The organism is Tropicimonas sediminicola (assembly GCF_900188335.1).
Lineage (GTDB): Bacteria > Pseudomonadota > Alphaproteobacteria > Rhodobacterales > Rhodobacteraceae > Tropicimonas > Tropicimonas sediminicola.
The window spans coordinates 258268-280201 of sequence record NZ_FZOY01000004.1; the positions used below are offsets into that span (position 1 = coordinate 258268).

Below are 21934 nucleotides of genomic sequence, written 5' to 3' on the forward strand. Positions count from 1 at the left end.
ATCCCCGCCGGAGGCATGAAGACTCACGCCTCCGGATTTCGCAAGCGGCGCGCTCAGGTGACCGCGACCAGCGCGTCCACGAGCTTGCCCGCGCCATGCCGGAAAGGATCCACCGCCGGCAGTCCGAACTCGGCCTCGAGCCCGGCAAGATAGGCGTTCGCCTCGTCGTCCGACATGTGCTGCGTGTTGACCGAGATGCCCACCACCTGCACATCCGGGTTCACCCGGCGGGCGAGGGTCAGCGACAGGTCGCGCAGTTCCTCCAGCGAGGGCAGCGTGTAATCCGGCAGGCCCCGCATATGCGCCCGGGTCGGCTCGTGGCAGAGGATCAGAGCGTCGGGCTGGCCGCCATGGACCAGCGCCAGGGTCACACCGGAATAGGAGGCGTGGAACAGGCTGCCCTGGCCCTCGATCAGGTCCCAGTGGTCGTCATCGTTGTCCGGCGTCAGGTACTCGATGGACCCGGCCATGAAATCGGCGATCACCGCATCGAGCGGGACACCGTCGCCAGTGATCAGGATGCCGGTCTGGCCGGTCGCGCGGAAGGTCGACTTCAGGCCACGCTTCTGCATCTCGGCATCGATGGCGAGCGCCGTGTACATCTTGCCGACCGAGCAATCGGTGCCGACCGCAAGGCAGCGCTTGCCGGTCCGCTTCTTGCCGTTGGCGATCGGGTACTTGACCGACGGGATCCGCACATCGTGCAGCAGCCGACCCTCGGCCTTGGCAATCTCCACCAGCTCCGGCTCGTCCCGCAGCAGGTTGTGCAGGCCCGAAGCCAGGTCGAAGCCGGCCAGCAGCGCCTCGGCCAGCACATGGCGCCATTCCGGCGAAATCACCCCGCCCCGGTTGGCGACGCCGATCACCAGCGTCTTCGCGCCGGCGTCCAACGCCTCTTGCAGGCTCATGTCGGGGAGGCGCATGTCGGCCTTGCAGCCTTCCATGCGGAACTGGCCGACGGCGAACTCGGGGCGCCAATCCTTGATGCCCTGGGCCACCTTGGCGGCGAGTTGGTCCGGCGCATCGCCGAGGAACAGCAGGTAGGGGGTTTCGATCATCTTCGCATCTCCAATTTCGGGGCACGCTAGCACAGGGCGATACGCGAAATTTTTCGGCAGTTGCGCAGATCGACGCCAGAAGAGCGATTTTTTCCGATCAGGCGAAGCAAATTTCGAACAGGATTCCAATGCCCGCCTATTGTGCAGTTTGAAAACTCGTCGGAAAGCGATTGATTCGGACCAGAGGTCGCGCCTGCCGCCCGGATGCTGCCGGGCGGCGCCTGATCAGGCCGCCAGCCCCTTGGCGCCAAGGCCGAGGTATTTCTTGCGGCGCTGCGCGACGAGGGCCTTGCGGTCGAGGCCGTCGAGTTCCGCGAGCATCGCACCGACAGCCTTGCCGACCCCCTCGATGGCGCGCGCGGGATTGCGATGCGCGCCGCCCAGCGGCTCCGGGATCACCCGATCGGTGACGCCAAGCTCCTTGAGGTCCTGCGCGGTCAGGCGCAGCGCCTCGGCAGCCTCGCGCATCTTTTCCGCGTCCTTCCACAGGATCGACGCACAGCCCTCGGGCGAGATCACCGAATAGACCGAGTGCTCCAGCATCGCCAGGCGGTCGGCCGTTGCGAAGGCCACCGCGCCGCCGGACCCGCCTTCGCCGATGATCACCGAGACGAGCGGCACACCGATCCGCAGGCAGGCCTGCGTCGAGCGCGCGATCGCCTCGGATTGCCCGCGCTCTTCCGCGCCCTTGCCAGGGTAGGCGCCGGGCGTGTCGACCAGCGTCACAACCGGCAGGCCGAACTTGTCGGCCATCTCCATCAGGCGGATTGCCTTGCGGTAGCCCTCGGGCCGCGCCATGCCGAAGTTGTGCTTGATCCGGCTGGCGGTGTCGTCGCCCTTTTCCTGACCGATCACCACCACGGGGCGATCCTGGAACCGCGCCAGCCCGCCCATCACGGCGTGGTCATCGGCAAAGTTCCGGTCACCGGCGAGCGGCGTGTATTCGGTGAAGAGGGACTTGATGTAGTCCCGGCAATGCGGCCGCTCGGCGTGACGGGCGACCTGGCACTTCTGCCAGCGCGAGAGCTTGCCATAGAGGTCCTTGAGCATGGCCTGCGCCTTGGCGTCGAGCGCGGCGGCCTCAGACTCCACGTCCATCTGCTCGTTCGACCGGGCCAATGCCCTGAGTTCCTCCGCCTTGCCTTCGATCTCGGCCAGAGGTTTCTCGAACTCCAGATAGTTCATGCGGCGGCTCCCTATGTGAACGGATCTCATATGCCCCCGAGGCAGCGGATTTGCAACCGACCGCCATAGCGCAGGATCTGGTTATCGCGACCCGCCCCTCGCGTGCCCGCGAACCCGTATCAAAGCCGCGCCGATTGCACGGCACACCGCCTGAAAACAGCACCGGCCGGGAGCCTCCCCTCTCCCGGCCGGCTGGGCAGAACGATACGGCCGGTCAGCCGGCGATCAGTTCAGCCTGTTTTACAACCACCTCGGCCTGCTTGATCGAGGCGATATCCACCAGGCGCCCCTTGTAGACGGTCGCACCCGCGCCCTCGGCCTTGGCCTTTTCCATGGCGGCAAGGATTTCGCGGGCCTCGGTCACGGCCTCTTCCGAGGGCGTAAAGACCTCGTTGGCCAGCACCACTTGCTTGGGGTGAATCGCCCATTTCCCGACCATGCCGAGCGTCGCCGAGCGCCGCGCCTGGGCAACGTAGCCCTCGTCGTCCGAGAAATCGCCGAACGGCCCGTCGACCGGCAGCACGCCGTGGGTCCGGCAGGCCGCCACGATCGCCGCCTGCGCCCAGTGCCATGGATCCGACCAGTGCTTCACGCCCTCGCGGATCATGTAATAGTTCTCCTGAGTGCCGCCGATACCGGTGGTCTGCATGCCCATGGAGGCCGCGAAATCCGCAGCGCCGAGGCTCATCGCCTCCATCCGCGGCGAGGCGGCGGCGATTTCCTCGACATGGGCAATGCCGGCGGCGCTCTCGATGATCACCTCGAAAGCGATGGGCTTGGTGCGCCCCTTCGCCCGCTCGACGGCCGTCACCAGCGCGTCGACGGCATAGATATCGCCCGCGCAACCGACCTTCGGAATCATGATCTGGTCCAGCCGGTCGGAGGCCTGCTCCAGCAGGTCGACCACGTCGCGGTACCAATACGGCGTGTCGAGCCCGTTGATCCGCACGCTCAGCGTCTTGTTGCCCCAGTCCACATCGCCAATCGCCTGGATGATGTTCTTGCGGGCTTCCGCCTTGTCGTCCGGCGCAACGCTGTCCTCGAGATCGAGGTTGATCACGTCGGCGGCGCTGCCTGCCATCTTCTCGAAGATCGCGGGGCGCGACCCAGGACCGAACAGTTGACACCGGTTCGGGCGGGCGGGGGCAGCGGGCTGAATGCGGAAACTCATATATCTCTCCGGCAACGATATTTCGCTCTGGGTCCGGAATTGGGTAGATTATTGCTCGCCTGCTGGCAAGTGTCTTTTCGCACAAGCAGCATTCCGGCCTGCAGGGACGGTATCACAGGCGACCTCAAAGGGCCGCATCCCATTAGAAAAATTAAGAAATGAACCGTCTCCCGAAGCTCTCGGGCGCGCTTCAGCCCTCGGTTCCGCCGTCCTGCGGCGAGCCGGACACGATGTCGCGCAGGGTCCGGTCGAGCCAGACCCGCCCGGCATCGACCGTGGCGACATACCCGGCGAGGGGCTCCGCCGAAGAGGGGATCGACTCGGCAATCTTGTCCGACCTTGCATAGACCAGCGCGAGTGCGCCGAAGATCAGGAAGGCCAGCCCGACACCGATCCGCGAGCCGCGCTTGCGCATCTGCCGGGTCTCGTAATCCACGTAGCCGCGACCGTCGTAGCCTTCCTCGTCCCCGTCCAGCGAGGGGGAAATCTCTTCGACATCCGGCAGCAGCTCCCGGCGCGACGATACAGGCGCCGGTGCAGGATACCCGGCGGAAGTATACCCGTAGGGCGCGAACTCGTCCCGCTCCGGAGCCTTTTCCGCATAGTCGGCGGTGCCATGCCTCGGCGTCGGCTCGGGCTCGGGCATCGCCAGTTCAGGCTGGTACTCCGGAATCGCGGTTTCGGCGCGGCGGGCGGCCTGCTCACGCTCCGCCTCTTCCCGCAGAACCGACAGCACGTCTTCGTCGACCCGGCGCCGCGCAGGCTCCTCCACCGGTTCCTCGGCCACCGGCTCGGTGGCTGCATCCATCGGGGCCTGCTCGGGCGCGGCGCCGAATTCCGCGCTGTAGTCCGGCTCCTCCGGCGCTTCGTCGATTTCGTCTGCCTGCGGGGCCGCGTCCTCGTACTCCCCCACGGTCTCCTCGGCCGTGTCCGCCTGCCGAGCCACGGGCTCAGGTTCAGGCTCCGGGGCTGGCGATGGCGACTGCAGCCCCCGCGAGGGTTGCTCCCAGCCAAGTTCCTCGGCCAGTTCCGGATCGTGATCGGGGTGCCGCTGGAACCAGGTGTGCCCGCAGCTCGAACATTGCACATCCCGCCCGGTCTCCGGGATCACCCGGTCGTCAACCGCGTATTGCGCCCCGCAATTCGGACAGATGAGCTTCATGGCGTCCTCTCGACCCGGGCAAAAAACCGCCGCCCGTCTAAGGTGTTGTTTTGCGGTTTTGTAGCAGCGGCAAGTGAAAACTCAAAGCCAATGCAGCCCATTGCTGGCTGCGACCCGTTGAAACCGCTTCCCGCCTCGGGCAGAACGGGCACAAATGGCAGGGAAACCCCACGCGTGATCGACTTCCAGAACGTCGCCTATTCCTACGGCAGCGACGCCCTCCTGCGGGATGTCTCGCTGCATCTGGCCCCGGGCTCGTTCCACTTTCTCACCGGCCCCTCGGGTGCTGGAAAGTCGACGCTGCTCAAGCTCTGCTACATGGAGCTGATGCCCAGCAGCGGACAACTCGATGTCTTCGGCCGCGAAGTGCGCAGCATGAGCCGGGACGACATCGCCCGTACGCGCCGCCGGATCGGCGTCGTGCACCAGGACTGCCAGTTCCTCGACCACCTGCCGCTGACCGAGAACCTCGCCCTGCCGCTCACCGTCGCGGGCCGCGATCCGGAAGCCGAGGCCGGCAACATCCGCGACCTGATGGGCTGGGTCGGTCTGGCCGCGCGCGCCGGCGCGACGCCGCCGGAACTGTCAGGCGGCGAACGTCAGCGGGCCGCGCTGGCCCGCGCCGTGATCATGGACCCGGAACTGCTGCTGGCCGACGAGCCGACCGGCAACGTCGACTGGGAGATGTCGCTCAGGCTGCTGCAGCTGCTGGTGGAGCTCAACCGCCTCGGCAAGACTGTGCTGGTTGCGACGCACGACCTGAACCTGATCCGCGCCGCCAAGTCCCAAGTTCCGGCGCGGGTGCTGCGGATCGCCAATCGCGGGCTTCACCTGGCGGGGGCGGACCTGTGAGCCGCCTTGCCGACATTCTTGCCCTCGTGAGCGGCCGCTTCGGCGCCGACCGCGTCGTGCCGCCGACCGGCTTCACCGCCCGGCTCACCGTCTTCACCTCGGCCGCCATGGCGTTCCTCGCCGTGTTCGCTCTCGCCCTTTCGCTCGCCACCGACCGGCTGGCGACCCGCTGGTCCGAAGCGCTGGCCCGGACGGCGACGGTGCGGATCTCGGCCCCTGCCGGCCAGGTCGAGGCCCAGCTCGCCGCGGCGCTGGAAGTTCTTCGCACGACGCCGGGCGTGGCCGAGGCCCGCCCCCTCTCCGATGCCGAGCGACGCGCCCTGCTCGAGCCCTGGTTCGGTCCCGACCTGCCGATCGAACGGCTGCGGATCCCGGCGCTGATCGAGGTGGTGGAAACCTCGGAGGGCATCGACGCCACCGGCCTGCGCGCCCGCCTTGCCGGCGAGGCCCCCGGGGCGCTGTTCGACGACCACACCCAATGGCGCGAGCCGCTGGTCCGCGCCGCCAACCGGCTGCGCACGCTCGGGCTGCTGTCGCTGCTGCTGATCTCGGCTGCCACGGCGGCGATGATCACGCTGGCCGCCCAGGCCGCGCTCGCCGCCAATGCCCGGGTGATCGCCGCGCTGCGCCTGGTCGGCGCGCTGGACACCTATATCGCCCGCGCCTTCGTTCGGCGTTATACCTTGCGGGCGCTGATGGGCGCGCTGGCCGGCAGCCTGCTCGGCCTGCTCGCCATCGCCGCCCTGCCCCGGGCCGACGCGGCCGGCGGCTTCCTCACCGGCCTGGGCTTCGTCGGGCCGCAGTGGGCGCTGCCGCTGCTCGTGCCGCCCATCGTGGCGCTGGTCGCCTTCGCCGCCACGCGCTTCGCCGCCTTCCGGCAATTGCGGGAGACACCCTGACATGATCCAGTACCTGCGTTCGCTCATCTTCGTGGGCCAGATCTACCTGATGATGGCGTTGATGGCCGTTGCCTTCACGCCCTTCGTGCTGTTCTACCGGCCGCTCGCCTACACCGCCTGCCGCACCTGGTGCCGCTGGGTCCGCTGGAGCGCCGCCTGGATGGTCGGCCTGCGCACCGAGGTGCGGGGCGAGGTGCCGACGCAGGAATGCCTGATCGCCTCGAAGCACCAGTCCTTCCTCGACATCATCCTGATCGTCTCCGAGGTGCCCCGGCCGAAATTCATCATGAAACGCGAACTGCAATGGGTGCCGATCGTCGGCTGGTACGCGAAATGGATCGGCTGCGTTCCGGTGGATCGCGGCCGGCGCACCGAGGCGATCCGCCAGATGAAAGAGGGGGTCGCGGCGGGTCGGGCCAAGCCGGGCCAGCTGATCATCTATCCGCAAGGGACGCGGGTCGCGCCCGGCGTCTCGAGGCCCTACAAGATCGGCGCGGGAATCCTGTATGAAGAGCTTGAACAGGGGTGCGTGCCCGCGGCCACGAACGTCGGCGTCTTCTGGCCGCGCACCGGGATCGGTCGCAAACCCGGCCTCGCGGTGGTCGAGTTCCTCGATCCGATCGGCCCCGGCCTGCCCCAGACGGAGTTCATGAAGAAGCTTGAAAGCGTGGTCGAGACCGCTTCCGACCGCCTTATGGCAGACGCAGGCTTCACGCCACTCCCCTGAAAAGGCCAGCGACGGAGCGCTCCCGCCTGTCTTCGATGCCTTGCGGCATCTCATCCCGTTGGGCCGGGCAGGCTTCGCCTGCATCCACTCCCTGAAGCGACCTCAGCAAGCTCGAGCATCCGTGCGCCGCGGCCACCTTCACCTGTATGGAAATATCCCCGCCGGAGGCACCGCGCGCGGCGCGCGCGGCCCGGCCCAACGGGAGGAGGCGCATCTTTGATGCGCTGACGACGGGCGGGAGCCTCTGCCCCTCGCCAGAACGACTTCAGCCCTCAAGACCGGCCTCGTACCAGCGGACAACCGTGGCCCGGTCGGCCGGTTCCATGAAGGAGGCGCGTCCCGGCGGCATTGCGCGCGTCACGCCAGATTGCAGGTAGATCTCCGTCGCGTGCCGCGCAACGTCGCTCTCGGTCACCAGCTTCACGCCGCGTGGCGTGACCGGAATGCCCTCCCACACTGGTTCCGGCGCATGGCACATCGAACAATTGCCCTGCACGATGTCGTAGACCTCGGCAAAGCCCTCGGCCTCCACGAACCGCTGTTGGGCCGGGCTGAGCGCGCTCTCTTCCCAGCCGCCATCCTCGCCATAGATCGGCGCCATCGAGAGCCAGACGATCGCGGCAAAGAGCAGCGCCGTTGCACCCCAGGTCCAGAGCGGGCCCTTCTTGGGGAAGTCGCTGGCGTGGAACGAGTTGAAATAGTGCCGGATAGTCACCCCCATCAGGAAGACAAGGCTGGCGATCACCCAGTTCCACTCGCTCGCGAAGGCCAGCGGATAGTGGTTGGACAGCATCAGGAACAGGACCGGCAGCGTCAGGTAGTTGTTATGGGTCGAGCGCTGCTTGGCGATCTTGCCGTATTTCGCATCCGGCACGCGCCCGGCCTTCAGATCCTCCACCACGATCTTCTGGTTCGGGATGATGATGAAGAACACATTGGCCGACATCACCGTGGCCGTGATCGCGCCGAGATGCAGCATCGCCGCCCGCCCCGAGAAGACGTGGGTATAGGCGAAAGCCATGACGACGAGGATCAGGTAGAGCAGGAGCATCAGCTTGGTGTTGTCCTCGCCGAAGGGTGACTTGCAGATCCGGTCGTAGGCCACCCAGCCCAGGCCGAGCGAGGCCACCGAAATCAGGATCGCCAGCCAGGAGGGCATGTCGAGCACCTCCGGATCGACCAGGAACAGGTCTGCGCCGAGGTAATAGACCAGGATCAGCATCGCGAATCCGCTGAGCCAGGTCGTATAGCTCTCCCACATGAACCAGATCAGGTGCTCGGGCAGCCGCGCCGGGGCGACTATGTACTTCTGGAGATGATAGAATCCGCCGCCATGCACCTGCCATTCCTCGCCGCCCACGCCCTCCGGCATGTCCGGCGCCTTCCTCAACCCGAGGTCGAGCGCGATGAAATAGAAGGATGACCCGATCCAGGCGATGCCCGCGATCACATGCAGCCATCGAACGGCAAGTTCCGCCCACGCCATGAGAAAAGTCGTTTCAACCAAGATGCGCCTCCAGATCCTGTCTGACGAAGAGTTCAGCAAACCCGCCCCGATATCAAACCGAAACCGCCTCCTCGCGCCGCCTGTTGCGCGATCGTTCGGCATTCGACTAGGAATTGGGCGCACCACGCGGCGGCGGTGCGAACTCCCGGCAGCGGGCCCACATCCGTCGCGCGGCCTCTTGTCTTGCCTGCAGCCGCGGGCCAGAACATCCGACAACCAGACCGCGACGATACCGTTCGGCCCCGACGTCCCTCCGAAGCCGCGAATGGCCCCCGAGGCAGAGGGGCGGAACGTGCCGGACCGGCCCCGCCAACGACCGAAAGACACCCCGATGCCCACGATCGAATCCCTCAACGCCGACGTTCCGCTCTACGCCCGGACCGGCATCAACCTCGCGTCCGCCGGTCTCGGCGCGCGCGGACTGTCCTCCACCAACGAGTTCTTCGCGCCGCTGGAACGCATGCTGGCCGACGGCGAGCCGGTCTTCATCGAGGGCAAGTTCGATGACCACGGCAAGTGGATGGACGGCTGGGAGACCCAGCGGCGGCGCGATGGCGGCCACGATCACGCCGTGATCAAGCTCGCCGCACCTGGCCGCATCCTCGGCTTCGACGTCGACACGCGGCATTTCACCGGCAACTACGCCCCGGCCTGCCGGATCGAGGCCGCCAGCACCCGCGAGGTCACCGAGGAGACCAGCTGGGCGCAGATCCTGCCGCACCGGGCGCTCGGGCCGGACGGACATCACTTCTTCCGCTGCGAAAGCTTCGAAAGCTGGACCCACATCCGGCTGCACATTTACCCCGATGGCGGCGTGGCGCGGCTGCGCGTCTTCGGCGTGCCGGAACTCGACCCGACGCATGACGGGCAGGAGATCGACCTTGCCGCCTCGCTGAACGGCGGCCGCATCCTGGCGATGTCGGACGCCCATTACGGCGACTACAACCGCCTGCTCGCGCCCGGGCGCGGCACCAACATGGGCGACGGCTGGGAAACCCGCCGTCGGCGCGAGCCGGGGTACGACTGGATGGTGATCGCGCTCGGGGCGCGTGGCGTCGTCGAACGGATCGAGGTCGATACGGCGCATTTCAAGGGCAACTACCCCGACCGCTGCTCGCTTCAGGCGGCGGACATGCTGAACTTCGGCGACGGGCTGACCGATGCGCTGGTCACCGACTCGATGTTCTGGAAAACCTTGCTGCCGGAGCGCAAGCTCGGCCCCGACGCGATTCACGACTTCCGCGAAGGGCTGGAAGCGCTCGGCCCGGTGACCCACGTGCGCTTCAACATCCACCCCGATGGCGGGGTCAGCCGGCTGCGCCTGTTCGGACGGCCGGCCTGAGCCAAGGACCGGCGCCGCGCCGTTCACGGCTCCGGCGCCGGGCCCCTGACCTAGATCCCGCGGGACGCGATCAGCCGCGCCAGGTCGCGCACGGCGACGGCCCGCGCGGCGGCAATGCCGGACGACCCGCTGTCGGGCGCGATCGGCGCGCTGACGTTGAACGTGCCGGAGTAGTCGCGCCCGGCGGAGAGCCGCGAAACGAAGTACTGCCCCGAAAGCCGGAAGCGGCCATCGGCGCCGGCGACCATCTCGCTGACGCGCACGATCAGCCGCGCTTGCGGCAGGTCCTCGAAGGGCCAGGGCTCGGCAGCCACCCGTGCGCCGGTGAAGGCGGCGAGATGCTGGCTGAGCTCCATCGTCACGCCGCGCGCCGGATCATCGGCCCAGAGCGCCGAGGCATCCGCCTCGAGCGCGCCCCCCTCGCCCTCGCGCCAGATTTCCTCGGACTGGGCGTAGGTCGGCAGCGAGACCTCCCGCACCTCCAGTTGGGACACGGAGATCCCGATGCGATCCCCCGAAGCGACGGGCGCCGCGGCATACCGGACGGGCGGGGCGCTGCATGCGGTCAGCAACAGCGAAAAGGCGAGAGCGGGAAGCACGAGGCGCATGACTGTCCGATCGGTCTGAGATTTTTCGTTCGGCGCAGCATAGCGGCGCGGCGGGTGGCGGCAAGATGCTGCGACGGCGCATTTCATCGGGATGGAACACAGGGCCAGACCCCGGGCAACTGAAAGCTGCAAAGCGGCGCTCCCGCCCGTCTTCGATGCCTTGCGGCATCTCATCCCGTTGGGCCAGGCAGGCTTCGCCTGCTTGCCCACCACCCTAGGTTTCAGCAACCACCTCCAGCCGAGCCGCGCCGCCATTTCACCAGCCTCGAAACATCCCCGCCGGAGGCGCCGCGCGCGGAACGCGCGCGGCCTGGCCCAACGGGAGGAGCCGCATCTGCGATGCGGTGACGACGGGCGGGAGCCCTGCCCTACTTGCCGGTGACCAGAGCGTTCGGCTTGCGCTCCAGCATCCGGGCCAGCGAACGCACCGAATCCGCCGCGCGGGCGACCTGGCGCAATGCCTCGCGGGCGTCGCGGTTGAGCGCGCCGGTGTCCGACAGGCCCGCCAGCGCCAGCTGGGCCTCGCGCAACACCTGTTCGGTCTGCTGCACCAGCCCGGGCAGATCGTCCGTGACCTGCGCCACCGAGCTCGCCGCCTCGCGCGCGGACGCGAGAGTGGCATTGACGTTCTCCACGGTGCCGCCCTCGCGGAGTTCGGCCAGTGCCGCGCCCATCTCGTCGAGTGCCGCGTTGAGGCTCTGCGGCAGCGCTTGCGCGGCCTCGGTTCCGATCAGCGCCTCGGCGCTCTCGACCAGCGAAGTCACCTCGTTGACCAGCGCGTCGAGTTCCATCGCCTCGGCCTTGGCGGCCACGGCCTCGATCTGCTCGACGAGCGCCGGCACGCCCTCGACCGCGGCGCTCACGCCGTCGGCCGCGCGGCCAGCGGCGGCGATCGCCTCGTTGAGCTGCGCCGCTGCATCGGCCTCGTTGAATTCCGCGATCAGCGAGGTGGCTTCGGTGACCGCCTTCTCGACCTCTCCCAGTGCCTGCGTCAGCTGCGCGGGCAATGCCTTGGCGGCCTCTGTCCCGAGAATGCCGTTCGCGTTCTCCACGAGCCCGGTCGCCTGCGCCAGCAGCGCCTCCAGGTCCAGCGCCTCGGCCTTCGCAGCCACGCCCTCGATACGCTCCAGCAGAGCAGGCACGTCCTGCACCGCATCGGCAACGCTCGCCGCCGCGGCACTGGCGTTGTCCACCGCGTCGATCAGCTTGGCAACGCCTTCACGCTCCTGCAGATCGTCGAGCACGGCGATCATCTGGTCGGCGATGCCGGTCAGACGGTCCGGCAATTCCTTCAGCGCCTCGGAGCCGATCACCCCCCGAACGTCGGTCACGACGCCGCGGACTTCGGCGGGCAGCGACTGGATGTCGTCGCTCGACACCAGCGCGGCGGCATTCTCCATGAAAGTCGAAACGGATTGCAGGAGCTCCTCGATGGGCAGCTCGTTGACCCGCTTCAGCAGGCCTTCTGCCGATGCCGTCACGCCGGTCAGATCCGCCTCGACGCTTGGGAAGATCGGATAGGGCTCGGCCTCGCGCATGAAGGTCGCGGGCGCGGCGTCGGGGATCTGGACCATCTCGATCTTCAGTCCGCCGGTCAGCAGCGAAGCCTTGGAGAGCCGGGCCCGCCAGCCTTCGGAAACCGCCTGCTCGAAGAAATCGAGCACGTCCTCGTCCTCCGTTGCATCCTGCCCCAGCTGGAGTTGCTCCAGTTCGATCGCCAGGACAACGACCAGCCGGACGCGGTCGTCGCCAAACTGTTCCGGATCGACCTTGCCGGTGAGCCCGACGACCTCGCCGATCTGGAGCCCGCGCAGGGTAACCGGCGCGCCAACGGTGAGCCCGTTCACGTTCTCCTCGAAGACCATCGCGATCTCCAGGGTGCCGCCGTCGGCGGTCGTCCCGTCGAACAGGCTGGTGCGCGCGTCGTCCTGGTTGCCGAAGACCGCGAAGCGCGCACCATCCGCCACGGGCGCCCCGCCCGAGACGACGGTCTCGAAGCTGATGCCGCCGGAGATCAGCGCCGAGATGCTCTCGACATCGACCGTCGCGCCGCCAGCGCCTAGGTTGAACGAGAAACCCGAGGCGTCCCAGAAGCGGCTGCGGCTGGTTAGGAGCTGGTCATGAGGCGCGGCGACAAAGGCCTCGGCGGTGATCGTCACCCCGTCGGAGGAAAGCTGCGGGCGGCCGACGCGGCCGACCTCCAGCCCCTTGAACAGGATCGGCGTGCCCTCGCTCAGGCCCTTGCCGGTGTTGGTGGTCAGCACGATCCGCCGCCCCTTCTCGTCCGGGCGGGACACCGGGCGCTGCTCGAGACCGGTGAAATGTCTCTCAAGTCCGCCGGGCACACCGTCCCAGCTGCCCTCAATGTAGACCCCGCTCAGCACGGTATTGAGCCCGGAGATGCCGCGGGCCGAGACTTCCGGCTCGACCACCCAGAAGACCGCGCCGGAATCGACGTAGGGCTCCACCTCCTTGTCGAGCCGGACATGGGCGACGACGGCGCTTAGATCCTCGGTGAAAGTCACTTCCTCGACGACCCCGACCGAAACCTCGCGATAGCGAAGGTGGGTCTGTTCGGCCACGATGCCAGAGGCGTCGGCAAAGGCGATCTCGATCAGCGCGCCACGGTTCTGCAGGCTGTTCCAGGCAATGCCGAGCGCGATCGCCAAGGCAACGATCGGGATGACCCACACGATGGACACCCGGTCGAGCAGGCTGCGCTTGGCCGGCTTTACCGGGGTCTGGGGGATGTGGTCGGTCACGTCAGGTCTTCCTCTTCACCGTCGCGTTCGATGCTGTCCCAGATCAGCCGGCTGTCGAAGGACCGGGCCGAGAGCATGGTGAACACCACCGAAAGCGCGAAATTCAGGGCCGCCGGGCCGGGTTGGATCGAAACCACGACGGATAGCTGTACAAGGGCCGAGAGCACCGCGACGACGAAGACGTCGATCATCGACCACCGGCCGATGAATTCCACCATCTCGTAGAGCTGTGTCCGACGGAGTTTGCTGGTGTGCCAGCCGCGCTGCACCGACAGCGCAAGATAGGCGACGGCGACGAACTTGCCCATCGGGATCGCCACCGAGGCGATCAGGATGACGAGCGCCACCGCGATCGCGCCATGCATGGCCAGCGTCACGGCGCCGCCGACGATCGTGTCGCCCGATGTCTTGCCCATGAAGGTCGTGTTGAGCATCGGGTACAGGTTGGCCGGGATGTAGCAGATCAGCCCGACGACCCACCAGGCCCAGACCCGGCTGAGGCTGTGGCCGTCGCGCGAAACGAGCTTGGCGCCGCAACGCGGGCAGCGCTCGGTTTCCAGCGGCCAGACCCGCGTGCAATCGGTGCAGGCCACCATCCCCGCATCGCGGGCCGTCAGCAGGTGCGTCGGATGGGCCTCAGCCATGGGCTGGCGCCTCCTCCGCCGGCGCGAGCGACGGCGGGGCTCCCGGCTCCGGCGACTCTTCCAGCGCATGCCAGATCGACCAGCGGCAGAGATACCCGTCCTGGAATACCGTCACCACGACCAGAAGGGCAAAGAGCCAGAAAGCCATGCCGAGCTCCACATGGGCCATTGCGGTGATCTTGACCAGCGCCACCCCGACGCCCAGCACGAAGATCTCGGCCATCGACCAGGGCCGGAGGTGTTCCGAGAGCCGGAACGCGGTATGCGCGCCCGGCCAGGGCCTGCGTCGCAGCATCAGGGGTGTCAGGACGTAGATCAGCAGCAGCGCCCGCAGGATCGGGATGAAGATGATGAGCGAGATCACCGCCAGGGACAGAATGACCATGTGGGCCCGCGAGAACGCCAGACCCGCCTCGAAGATCGAGGTCGCATTGTGCAGGCCCGAGGCTTCGATGCTCAGGAACGGCATGAAGAGCGCCGTCACCAGCAGGATGACGATGGTCAGCGCAAGCGCCACGACCCTCAGGATCGCGCCCTCCACCGGGGCGATCAGCACGTGGTGACAGCGCGAGCACACCGCCCGCTCGCCATTGCCCGGCGCGTCCACGCGATACAGCGCATCGCAGGTGGGGCAGGCGATCAGGTCTTCCAGATCGTCGCCGATTGTCGGGGAATGCGTCACGGGCTCTCGCTGGTCTAATTCGGAGCGCACCCTACCATTCGCTGCGGCTTGCGCAATGGCCACACGTGCGCTGCGGGAGACTGGGCCTTTCGTCTCGGTCCCGACCTGTGCAAGGTGGCGCCGGGCCGACAAGCGAACGGGATCGGCCCGAACTGCAGAGATCGAGGAGACGATTGATGATCCACTCCGGAACACGGACCGTGGCGAGCCGGATCCTGGCGCTGCTGGCCTGCGTGACCGTGGCGGTCGCCCTGGCCTGGGCGCTGCCCCTGGCGGCCCAGACCCAACCTGCTGCCGAGGACACGGCAACGGAGACCCCCGCCGAAGCGCCGGCGGCGGAAGAGGCCGCGACCGACGAAGCAGCGACCGAAGAAGCACCGATCTATCCCGAGGAGTTGACCAACCTGGCGATGGATCTCGAGGAATTCGAGCTGCGCCTGCTGCCGCTCACGGCGGACCAGTTGGCCGCGCTGGCGGAAACCTGGCAGGGCATCGTCCAGGAGCAGACTTCGGCCGTGGTGGAGGCCACCATCGCCTCGCGCAGCGGCGGCAAGGAGGCGTCCGAGGCGGATATCGACTCGATCGTGGAGCTCAATGACCTGCGCGGAGACGGCTTCGACCGCTACAGCGCCGTGGTCGACGCGCTCGAGAAAAAGGGCGGGGATGAGGCAACCGTCGCGTCGCTCCGCAACTACCGCAGCGCGATCCTCGTCGAGGAGACGCAGCGGGCCGACTGGCAGGCGCTGCTGCGGATGGCGGCCAACTGGACGACCTCCGAAGACGGCGGCCTGCGGATCGCCAAGAACGTGGCAATCATCGGCGCGGCCTTCCTGGCGCTGCTGATCGTCGCCCGGTTCGTCCGCTCCTATGCAAGGCGCCTGTTCGGCAAGATCCCGGACCTGTCCAAGCTTCTGCAGGCCTTCCTGGCCATGGTGGTCTACTGGGTGACCGTGGCGATCGGGCTGATGATCGTGCTCTCGGCGCTCGGCGTCGACATCTCGCCGCTCTTCGCGGTCGTCGGTGGTGCCTCCTTCATCATCGCCTTCGCGATGCAGGACACGCTGGGCAACCTCGCCGCCGGCCTGATGATCATGATCAACCGGCCCTTCGACGAGGGCGACTACATCACCGCGGGCGGAACCTCGGGCACGGTCAAGTCGGTCTCGGTTGTCTCGACCACGGTCACCACGCCCGACAACCAGGTGATCGTGATCCCCAACTCCAAGGTCTGGGGCGACGTGATCACCAACACCACCGCCTCCGACATCCGCCGCGTCGATATGCAGTTCGGTATCGGCTACGAGGATTCCATCGAAAAGGCCCAGCAGGTGCTCGAGGAGGTCGTGACCTCGCATCCGGCGGTGCTGAAGGACCCCGCGCCGGTGATCCGGGTCGGTGCGCTGGCCGACAGCTCGGTCAACTTCATCGTCCGGCCCTGGACCAAGAGCGCCGATTACTGGTCGGTGCTGTGGGACCTGAACCGGTCGGTGAAGGAGGCCTTCGACGCCAACGGCATCTCGATCCCGTTCCCGCAGACGGACATGCACATCAAGATGCCGGCCGGCGCCGCCGCGGTCCCGATGCTGGCCTCTGGCGGGTCCGGCAGCAGCGCAGAGGCCCCCGTGGACTATGCGACCGGGGACGACGGCGCGAAGGACGACGAGACCTGAGCCGACCCAGCGGTGGGTGGCGCGGCCCGCTCCGCTGTTTCGTATCCTGCAGAAAGGGCGCGTCGGATCCTCCGGCGCGCCCTTTTCATGTCCGAACAAGGTGTCAGGCGAGCTCCGCCCGGCCCTCCATCGCCGTCACCGGACAGGCGGAGTGATGTCCGGGCCCGACTGGCAGCATCTCCGGCAGCCCCGCGGCGCAGGCCGGTTTCGCGAGCGGGCAGCGGGTACGGAAAACGCAGCCGGACGGCGGCTTGAGCGGCGAGGGCAGATCGCCTTCGAGCACCGGATGCTCGCGGGCCAGCTCGACCCTGGGATCGGGGATAGGCACCGCCTGCACCAGCGAGCGGGTGTAGGGGTGGACCGGGTGCTCGATCAGCTCGTCGGCCTGGGCCGTCTCCATCACCCGGCCGAGATACATCACCAGGATGCGGTCCGAGATGTGCTTCACGACGCTCAGGTCGTGGGCGATGAAGATCAGCGACAGCCCGAGGTCGCGCTGCAGCTCTGCCAGCAGGTTGATCACCTGCGCCTGCACCGAGACGTCGAGCGCCGAGACCGGCTCGTCGCAGATCACCAGTTCCGGGTTCAGGATCAGCGCGCGGGCGATCCCGATCCGCTGGCACTGGCCGCCGGAAAACTCGTGCGGGTAGCGGTTGATCTGGTTCGGCAGCAGGCCGACGCGCTCCATCAGCTCGCCCACACGCCGCTTGACCTCGGCCTTCTTCGTCTCGGGTTTGTGGGTCACCAGCGGCTCGGCGATGATCTCGCCGACCTTCATTCGCGGGTTCAGCGCAGCGAGCGGGTCCTGGAAGACCATCTGCGCGACCTGCCGGTGCCGCCGCCGCTCGGTGGCGTTCATCGTCAGCAGGTCCTGGCCCTTCCAGAGGATGCGGCCGCCGGAGGCGGGGATGGTGTTGATGATGGCGCGGGCCACGGTAGACTTGCCGGAGCCGGACTCGCCCACGATCCCCAGCGTCTCGCCCTTCTCCAGCTCGAAGCTCACGCCGCCCACGGCGTGCAGCTTGAGCGACGGGGTCCAGGGCCAGGCGCCGCGCGGGCGCACGTCGAACGTGACCTGAAGATCGTCGACCTTCAGCAGGGGCGCATCGCTCATGCCACCTCCTCCGGGTTGCGGTGACAGGCGCGCACGCGCGTCTCCGACAGGCGTTCCAGTGCCGGCGGCTCGGTCGCGCAATGCTCCATGCGCAGCGGGCAGCGCGGCTCGAACGGACATCCCTTGAAGCCCTTCAACATGTCGGGCGGCTCGCCCGGGATGGTCGGCAGCACCTCTTCCTTGCGGTCGAGCCGCGGCACCGCCTCCAGCAGGCCGAGGGTGTAGGGATGCGTGGGATGTTCGAAGATCTCCGAGGTCAGCCCGCGCTCCATGATCCGCCCGCCATACATCACCATCGTCCGCTCGCAGGAGCCGGCGACGATGCCGAGGTCGTGGGTGATGAGGATCAGCGCGGTGTTGAACTCGTTCTTGATGTCGCGCAGCAGGTCCATGATCTGCGCCTGCACGGTCACGTCGAGCGCCGTGGTCGGCTCGTCGGCGATCAGCAGGCGCGGACGGCAAAGCAGCGACATGGCGATCATGATCCGCTGCCGCATGCCGCCGGAGAACTCGTGCGGATACATGGTGATCCGCGCCGCCGCGTCAGGGATGCGCACCGCGTCGAGCATCCGGATGCATTCGGCGCGGGCCTCCCTGCGCGACATGCCGCGGTGCAGGGTCAGCACCTCTTCCATCTGCTCGGAGACCTTCAGGAACGGGTTCAGCGAGGTCATCGGGTCCTGGAAGATCATCGCGATCTCGGAGGAGCGGATCCGGTTCAGCTTTGCTTCCGGCAGGTTCAGGATCTCCTGCCCGTCCCACTTGACCGAACCGGCGGAGCGCCCGTTGCGGGCCAGCAGGCCGATGGCGGCGAAGGCGGTCTGGCTCTTGCCCGACCCGCTCTCGCCGACGATGGCGAGCGTGTCGCCCTGATCCACGTTGAAGGAGACCCCGTTGACCGCCGAGACGATCCCGTCGTTGGTCTCGAACTTGACGCTGAGGTCCTTGATCTCAAGCAGCGCCATGGGTCAGCGATCCTTCGGGTCGAGCGCATCGCGCAGACCGTCGCCGACGAAGAAGAAGGCGAAGAGCGTGATGACGAAGAAGAAGAGAGGGAAGCCGAGCATCCAGAGCGTGCCGTACTGCATCTGGCTCGCGCCCTGGCTGATCAGCGCCCCCCAGGAGGTGTTGGGCTCCTGCACGCCGAGGCCCAGGAAGGAGATGAAGCTCTCGTAGATGATCATCGAGGGCACCAGCAGCGTGGCATAGACGATCACCACGCCGAGCAGGTTCGGCACGATATGGCGGCGGATGATGGTCGAGGGGCGGACGCCGATGGCGTGGGCGGCCTCCACGAACTCCTTGTTCTTGATCGAGAGCGTCTGGCCGCGGGCGATCCGCGCCATGTCGAGCCAGGAGATCAGGCCGATCCCGACGAAGAGCATCAGCACCGACCGGCCGAAGACGACCAGCAGCAGGATCAGCACGAACATGTAGGGCACCGACATCAGCACGTCGACGATGCGCATCATCACGCTGTCGGTGCGCCCGCCGTAATAGCCGGCCGTGGCGCCATAGATCGTGCCTACGAACACGGCGATCAGCGCGCCGATCAGGCCGACCATCAGCGAGATCTGGGTGCCCTGCACGGTGCGGGCGAAGAGGTCGCGGCCCAGCTCGTCGGTCCCGAAGAAATGGGGTCTGTCGCCGGCGGGCCCGCCGAACAGGCTCGGCTTGCCCATGGTCTCGACCTGGCCGAGGACGGACCAGTCGACCTCCTCGTTGGACCAGGCGGACAGGTGGCTGCCGAAGGCGGCGAAGAGGGCCACGAGGATCAGCACGACAAGCCCGGCGACGGCCGCCTTGTTGCGGAAGAAGCGGATACGGGCGTCGGCCCAGAGGGAGCGGCCCTCGATGGCCGGCGCCATGTCGGCGCTGGCGAGGTCGGCGGCGGCCTTGCGGTTGAGCAGCATGGGCGGCCTCAGTAGCGGATCTTTGGGTCGATCCAGGCGTAGAGGATATCGACCACGAGGTTGAACAGGACGGTCAGCGCGCCGGTCAGGATGGTGATCCCCATGATCACCGAGTAGTCCCGGTTGAGCGCCGAATTGACGAAGAAGACGCCGATGCCGCCGGTGGAGAAATACATGTCGATGACCACCGACCCGGTGATCATGCCGACGAAGGCCGGCCCGAGGTAGGAGATCACCGGCAGCAGCGCGGGCTTGAGCGCGTGGCGGAAGATCACCCGCCGCATCGGAAGACCCTTGGCCCGTGCGGTGCGGATGTAGTTGGCGTTGAGCACTTCCAGCATCGAAGAGCGGGTGAGCCGCGCGATCGAGGCCATGAAGGAGGTCGAGAGCGCGATCACCGGCATCACGATGTATTGCCACTGCCCCCCCTGCCAGCCGCCGCCAGGCAGCCAGCCGAGCCAGAGCGTGAACACCAGCACCAGGATCGGCGCCATGACGAAGTTCGGCAGCACCTGCGCGCCGACCGAGATGCCGACGGCGAGGTAATCGAGCCAGGAATTGTGATAGACGGCCGCGAGGATCCCGAGCGACATGCCGACCACCGAGGCCACGACGAAAGACCAGAAGCCATAGGTCAGCGTGACCGGGAAGCCCTGGGCGATGATGTCGTTCACCGTCTGGTCCTTGTAGATGAAGGACGGCCCGAAATCGAAGTGCACCACGACGTTCCACACATAGTTGAACATCTGCACGACCAGCGGCTTGTCGAGCCCGTACTTGGCTTCGAGGTTGGCCATGATCGCAGGCGGCAGCGGCCGTTCCATGTCGAAGGGCCCGCCGGGCGCGGCATACATGATCAGGTAGGACAGGACGACGAGGAACAGGAGCGTCGGGATGGCGACCGCGAGGCGCCGGATGATGAAGGACAGCATGGGGGAAGCCTGCAAATGGGTCGGGCGCGCGACCCTTGCCGCGCGCCCTGCCTGAAGGTCTGGTTATTTCTCGATGCGGTAGAGGTCTTTCGAGTACCAGTTGTTTTCGGCGTTGTTGTACGGCCAGCCCTTGACGTCCGAGGACAGCAGGAAGGTGTTGGCGTAGTGGTAGATCGGCGCGATCGGCATGTCGACCGACAGCAGCTTCTCTGCCTTGGTGTACATCTCGTTCGGGTTGTCCGAGGTCTTCGAGGTCGACAGCAGCTCGTCATACTCGGCGCTGGAGTATTTCGCGTCGTTCGAGCCGTGCGGCGTGGTCAGCAGGTCGAGGAAGGTAGAGGCCTCGTTGTAATCCGCGCACCAGGCGCCGCGGGCAACGTCGAACTGGCCGTCGCGGCGCACGTCGAGATAGGTCTTCCACTCCATGTTCTCGAGCGTGGTCTCGACACCCAGCTTCTGCTTCCACATCGCCGCGACGATGGTCGCGATCGCCTTGTGGCTGTCCGAGGTGTTGTAGATCAGCTTGAGCTGCAGGTCGGAAACGCCCGCCTCTTCCATCAGCTCCTTGGCCTTCGCGTCGCGATCGGCCTGGCTCATGGAGGCGTATTCGATCTCGGGCATCTCGAAGCCCGCGGTCTTGAGATGGGCGAAGTTGTAGGCCGGCCACTGGCCGCCCTTGAGGATCTGGTTGACGATCACGTCGCGGTCGATGGCATAGGCCAGCGCTTGCCGGACGCGCGGGTCCTGCAGCTCGGGCTTGGCGCCGTCACGCAGGTTGAACGCGTAGTAGTAGGAGCACAGGCGCGGCACCGAGGTCGCCTCGTCCGGGCGCTCTTCCTGCAGCACCGGGAACTGGCCGTCGGGCAGCGGCTCCAGGTGGTCGATCTCGCCGGCCTTGTAGCGGGTCAGCGCCTGGTTCACGTCATTGATGACGTAGCCGGTCGTCTTCTCGATGATGACGCTGTCGGCATTCCAGTACATCGGGTTCTTTTCACGGGTGTGGTACTCGTTCAGCACCATCTCGGTCAGCACGTAGGCACCGTTGGAGACGATGTTCTCCGGATCGGTCCACTTGGCGCCATGCGCCTCGATGGTGGCGCGATGGGCCGGCATCATCGTGGCATAGGTGGTCATCGCCGGGAAATAGGGCAGCGGCTGGGTCAGCTGCACCTCGAGCGTGTGGTCGTCGATCGCCTTCACGCCGAGCTCGGTCGGGTCCATCTCGCCCGCGACGATCTCCTTGGCGTTCACGATGGACGCCAGCTCCATGTACCAGGCGTAGGGCGAGGCGTTGGCCGGATCGACCGCGCGCTGCCAGCCGTAGACGAAGTCCTCGGCCACGACCGGGTCACCGTTCGACCACTTCGCCTCGGGGCGCAGGGTGAAGGTGTAGGTCTGGTTGTTGTTGGAGGCCTCGAAGCCGGTGGCGACACCCGGGATCAGGTTGCCGTCGGCGTCCTGGATCATCAGGCCTTCGAACAGGTCGCGGATCACGTGGTGACCGGCGGTTTCCTCGTTGAGCTGCGGATCGAGCGTCGGGAACTGGTCCAGAAGCCGATAGGAGAAGGTCTGGTTGTCGGCGAGTGCCTCGCCGGTCACCGGATGGGTGCCCTCGGCCAGCGCGGCGGTGGCAAATACCAGCGCGGCGGCGGAAAGCTTCAAGGTTGCCTTGATGTTCATTGGCAGACTCCCAGTTGAATGATTTT

19 protein-coding genes are annotated in these 21934 nt (G+C 67.0%); 5 read left to right on the forward strand and 14 right to left on the reverse strand.

Features of this window, described 5'->3' with window-relative positions; all coding sequences use genetic code 11:
* Nucleotides 1–53: 53 nt before the first annotated feature.
* From dgcN to CHB86_RS12280, 4 genes are all read right to left on the reverse strand, one after another.
* Entirely contained in the window at nt 54–1058 is a 1005-nt protein-coding gene (dgcN, locus tag CHB86_RS12265) for an N-acetyltransferase DgcN (protein WP_089233344.1), read from the reverse strand.
* Nucleotides 1059–1283: 225 nt separating this feature from the next.
* Nucleotides 1284–2243 carry an acetyl-CoA carboxylase carboxyltransferase subunit alpha gene (locus CHB86_RS12270; RefSeq protein WP_089233345.1) on the reverse strand — a complete coding sequence of 320 codons (960 nt, stop codon included), beginning with the start codon at nt 2241–2243 and terminating at the stop codon, nt 1284–1286.
* Between the two features lie 214 nt (nt 2244–2457).
* Nucleotides 2458–3414 (reverse strand): L-malyl-CoA/beta-methylmalyl-CoA lyase, encoded by a 957-nt coding sequence (locus tag CHB86_RS12275; RefSeq protein WP_089233346.1) that lies wholly within the window; start codon nt 3412–3414, stop codon nt 2458–2460.
* A 190-nt stretch (nt 3415–3604) separates the two neighbouring features.
* Nucleotides 3605–4576 carry a zinc-ribbon domain-containing protein gene (locus CHB86_RS12280; RefSeq protein WP_089233347.1) on the reverse strand — a complete coding sequence of 324 codons (972 nt, stop codon included), beginning with the start codon at nt 4574–4576 and terminating at the stop codon, nt 3605–3607.
* 174 nt (nt 4577–4750) lie between these two features.
* On the opposite strand from CHB86_RS12280, the gene CHB86_RS12285 reads away from it, so the two are divergent.
* The 3 genes from CHB86_RS12285 to CHB86_RS12295 are packed head-to-tail and all read left to right on the forward strand — an operon-like array spanning nt 4751 to nt 7054.
* On the forward strand, nt 4751–5428 hold the full coding sequence (locus CHB86_RS12285) for a cell division ATP-binding protein FtsE (protein WP_089233348.1): 678 nt from the start codon (nt 4751–4753) through the stop codon (nt 5426–5428).
* Nucleotides 5425–6327 (forward strand): cell division protein FtsX, encoded by a 903-nt coding sequence (locus CHB86_RS12290; RefSeq protein WP_089233349.1) that lies wholly within the window; start codon nt 5425–5427, stop codon nt 6325–6327. Before CHB86_RS12285 ends, CHB86_RS12290 begins: the two co-directional genes overlap by 4 nt.
* A 1-nt stretch (nt 6328) precedes the next feature.
* A complete protein-coding gene (locus CHB86_RS12295) occupies nt 6329–7054 on the forward strand; it encodes a lysophospholipid acyltransferase family protein (RefSeq protein ID WP_089233350.1) in 726 nt (241 codons plus the stop codon).
* A gap of 265 nt (nt 7055–7319) precedes the next feature.
* On the opposite strand, the gene CHB86_RS12305 is transcribed toward CHB86_RS12295, so the two are convergent.
* Nucleotides 7320–8561 (reverse strand): urate hydroxylase PuuD, encoded by a 1242-nt coding sequence (locus CHB86_RS12305; RefSeq protein WP_425445422.1) that lies wholly within the window; start codon nt 8559–8561, stop codon nt 7320–7322.
* A gap of 331 nt (nt 8562–8892) precedes the next feature.
* Here CHB86_RS12305 and alc point away from each other — a divergent pair, with 331 nt between their 5' ends.
* Nucleotides 8893–9903 carry an allantoicase gene (gene alc / locus CHB86_RS12310; RefSeq protein ID WP_089233353.1) on the forward strand — a complete coding sequence of 337 codons (1011 nt, stop codon included), beginning with the start codon at nt 8893–8895 and terminating at the stop codon, nt 9901–9903.
* A gap of 50 nt (nt 9904–9953) precedes the next feature.
* Here alc and CHB86_RS12315 read toward each other — a convergent pair whose 3' ends face one another.
* From CHB86_RS12315 to CHB86_RS12330, 4 genes are all read right to left on the reverse strand, one after another.
* The gene (locus tag CHB86_RS12315; protein ID WP_089233354.1) at nt 9954–10511 is read right to left on the reverse strand and encodes a PqiC family protein; all 558 of its coding nucleotides are present in this window, start codon (nt 10509–10511) and stop codon (nt 9954–9956) included.
* 368 nt (nt 10512–10879) lie between these two features.
* The gene (locus CHB86_RS12320; RefSeq protein WP_089233355.1) at nt 10880–13273 is read right to left on the reverse strand and encodes an MlaD family protein; all 2394 of its coding nucleotides are present in this window, start codon (nt 13271–13273) and stop codon (nt 10880–10882) included.
* Complete coding sequence (locus CHB86_RS12325) at nt 13270–13917, reverse strand: paraquat-inducible protein A (RefSeq protein WP_089233356.1); 648 nt, start codon at nt 13915–13917, stop codon at nt 13270–13272. Before CHB86_RS12325 ends, CHB86_RS12320 begins: the two co-directional genes overlap by 4 nt.
* Nucleotides 13910–14599 (reverse strand): paraquat-inducible protein A, encoded by a 690-nt coding sequence (locus tag CHB86_RS12330; protein ID WP_245837928.1) that lies wholly within the window; start codon nt 14597–14599, stop codon nt 13910–13912. Before CHB86_RS12330 ends, CHB86_RS12325 begins: the two co-directional genes overlap by 8 nt.
* Nucleotides 14600–14775: 176 nt before the next feature.
* Between CHB86_RS12330 and CHB86_RS12335 the strand changes: the two genes are divergently transcribed.
* Entirely contained in the window at nt 14776–16269 is a 1494-nt protein-coding gene (locus tag CHB86_RS12335; protein WP_089233357.1) for a mechanosensitive ion channel family protein, read from the forward strand.
* Between the two features lie 103 nt (nt 16270–16372).
* Here CHB86_RS12335 and CHB86_RS12340 read toward each other — a convergent pair whose 3' ends face one another.
* The 5 genes from CHB86_RS12340 to CHB86_RS12360 all read right to left on the reverse strand — a co-directional run bounded on the left by CHB86_RS12340 (nt 16373) and on the right by CHB86_RS12360 (nt 21908).
* On the reverse strand, nt 16373–17383 hold the full coding sequence (locus CHB86_RS12340) for an oligopeptide/dipeptide ABC transporter ATP-binding protein (RefSeq protein WP_089233358.1): 1011 nt from the start codon (nt 17381–17383) through the stop codon (nt 16373–16375).
* Complete coding sequence (locus CHB86_RS12345; RefSeq protein ID WP_089233359.1) at nt 17380–18348, reverse strand: oligopeptide/dipeptide ABC transporter ATP-binding protein; 969 nt, start codon at nt 18346–18348, stop codon at nt 17380–17382. The genes CHB86_RS12340 and CHB86_RS12345 overlap by 4 nt, the downstream gene beginning before the upstream one ends.
* 3 nt (nt 18349–18351) lie before the next feature.
* Nucleotides 18352–19296: an ABC transporter permease subunit gene (locus tag CHB86_RS12350; RefSeq protein WP_089233360.1), complete on the reverse strand. Its 945-nt coding sequence runs from the start codon at nt 19294–19296 to the stop codon at nt 18352–18354.
* An 8-nt stretch (nt 19297–19304) separates the two neighbouring features.
* Nucleotides 19305–20228 (reverse strand): oligopeptide ABC transporter permease OppB, encoded by a 924-nt coding sequence (gene oppB / locus CHB86_RS12355; RefSeq protein ID WP_089233361.1) that lies wholly within the window; start codon nt 20226–20228, stop codon nt 19305–19307.
* Between the two features lie 63 nt (nt 20229–20291).
* Nucleotides 20292–21908, reverse strand: a complete 1617-nt coding sequence (locus tag CHB86_RS12360; protein ID WP_089233362.1) for a peptide ABC transporter substrate-binding protein — start codon at nt 21906–21908, stop codon at nt 20292–20294.
* Nucleotides 21909–21934: the final 26 nt, after the last annotated feature.

What these genes read in the sequence shown, in the direction of transcription:
- dgcN (WP_089233344.1), bottom strand. Translation starts at nt 1,058, where the DNA reads ATGATCGAAACCCCCTACCTGCTGTTCCTCGGCGATGCGCCGGACCAA.
- CHB86_RS12270 (WP_089233345.1), bottom strand. Translation starts at nt 2,243, where the DNA reads ATGAACTATCTGGAGTTCGAGAAACCTCTGGCCGAGATCGAAGGCAAG.
- CHB86_RS12275 (WP_089233346.1), bottom strand. Translation starts at nt 3,414, where the DNA reads ATGAGTTTCCGCATTCAGCCCGCTGCCCCCGCCCGCCCGAACCGGTGT.
- CHB86_RS12280 (WP_089233347.1), bottom strand. Translation starts at nt 4,576, where the DNA reads ATGAAGCTCATCTGTCCGAATTGCGGGGCGCAATACGCGGTTGACGAC.
- CHB86_RS12295 (WP_089233350.1), top strand. Translation starts at nt 6,329, where the DNA reads ATGATCCAGTACCTGCGTTCGCTCATCTTCGTGGGCCAGATCTACCTG.
- alc (WP_089233353.1), top strand. Translation starts at nt 8,893, where the DNA reads ATGCCCACGATCGAATCCCTCAACGCCGACGTTCCGCTCTACGCCCGG.
- CHB86_RS12315 (WP_089233354.1), bottom strand. Translation starts at nt 10,511, where the DNA reads ATGCGCCTCGTGCTTCCCGCTCTCGCCTTTTCGCTGTTGCTGACCGCA.
- CHB86_RS12325 (WP_089233356.1), bottom strand. Translation starts at nt 13,917, where the DNA reads ATGGCTGAGGCCCATCCGACGCACCTGCTGACGGCCCGCGATGCGGGG.
- CHB86_RS12335 (WP_089233357.1), top strand. Translation starts at nt 14,776, where the DNA reads ATGATCCACTCCGGAACACGGACCGTGGCGAGCCGGATCCTGGCGCTG.
- CHB86_RS12340 (WP_089233358.1), bottom strand. Translation starts at nt 17,383, where the DNA reads ATGAGCGATGCGCCCCTGCTGAAGGTCGACGATCTTCAGGTCACGTTC.
- CHB86_RS12345 (WP_089233359.1), bottom strand. Translation starts at nt 18,348, where the DNA reads ATGGCGCTGCTTGAGATCAAGGACCTCAGCGTCAAGTTCGAGACCAAC.
- CHB86_RS12350 (WP_089233360.1), bottom strand. Translation starts at nt 19,296, where the DNA reads ATGCTGCTCAACCGCAAGGCCGCCGCCGACCTCGCCAGCGCCGACATG.
- oppB (WP_089233361.1), bottom strand. Translation starts at nt 20,228, where the DNA reads ATGCTGTCCTTCATCATCCGGCGCCTCGCGGTCGCCATCCCGACGCTC.
- CHB86_RS12360 (WP_089233362.1), bottom strand. Translation starts at nt 21,908, where the DNA reads ATGAACATCAAGGCAACCTTGAAGCTTTCCGCCGCCGCGCTGGTATTT.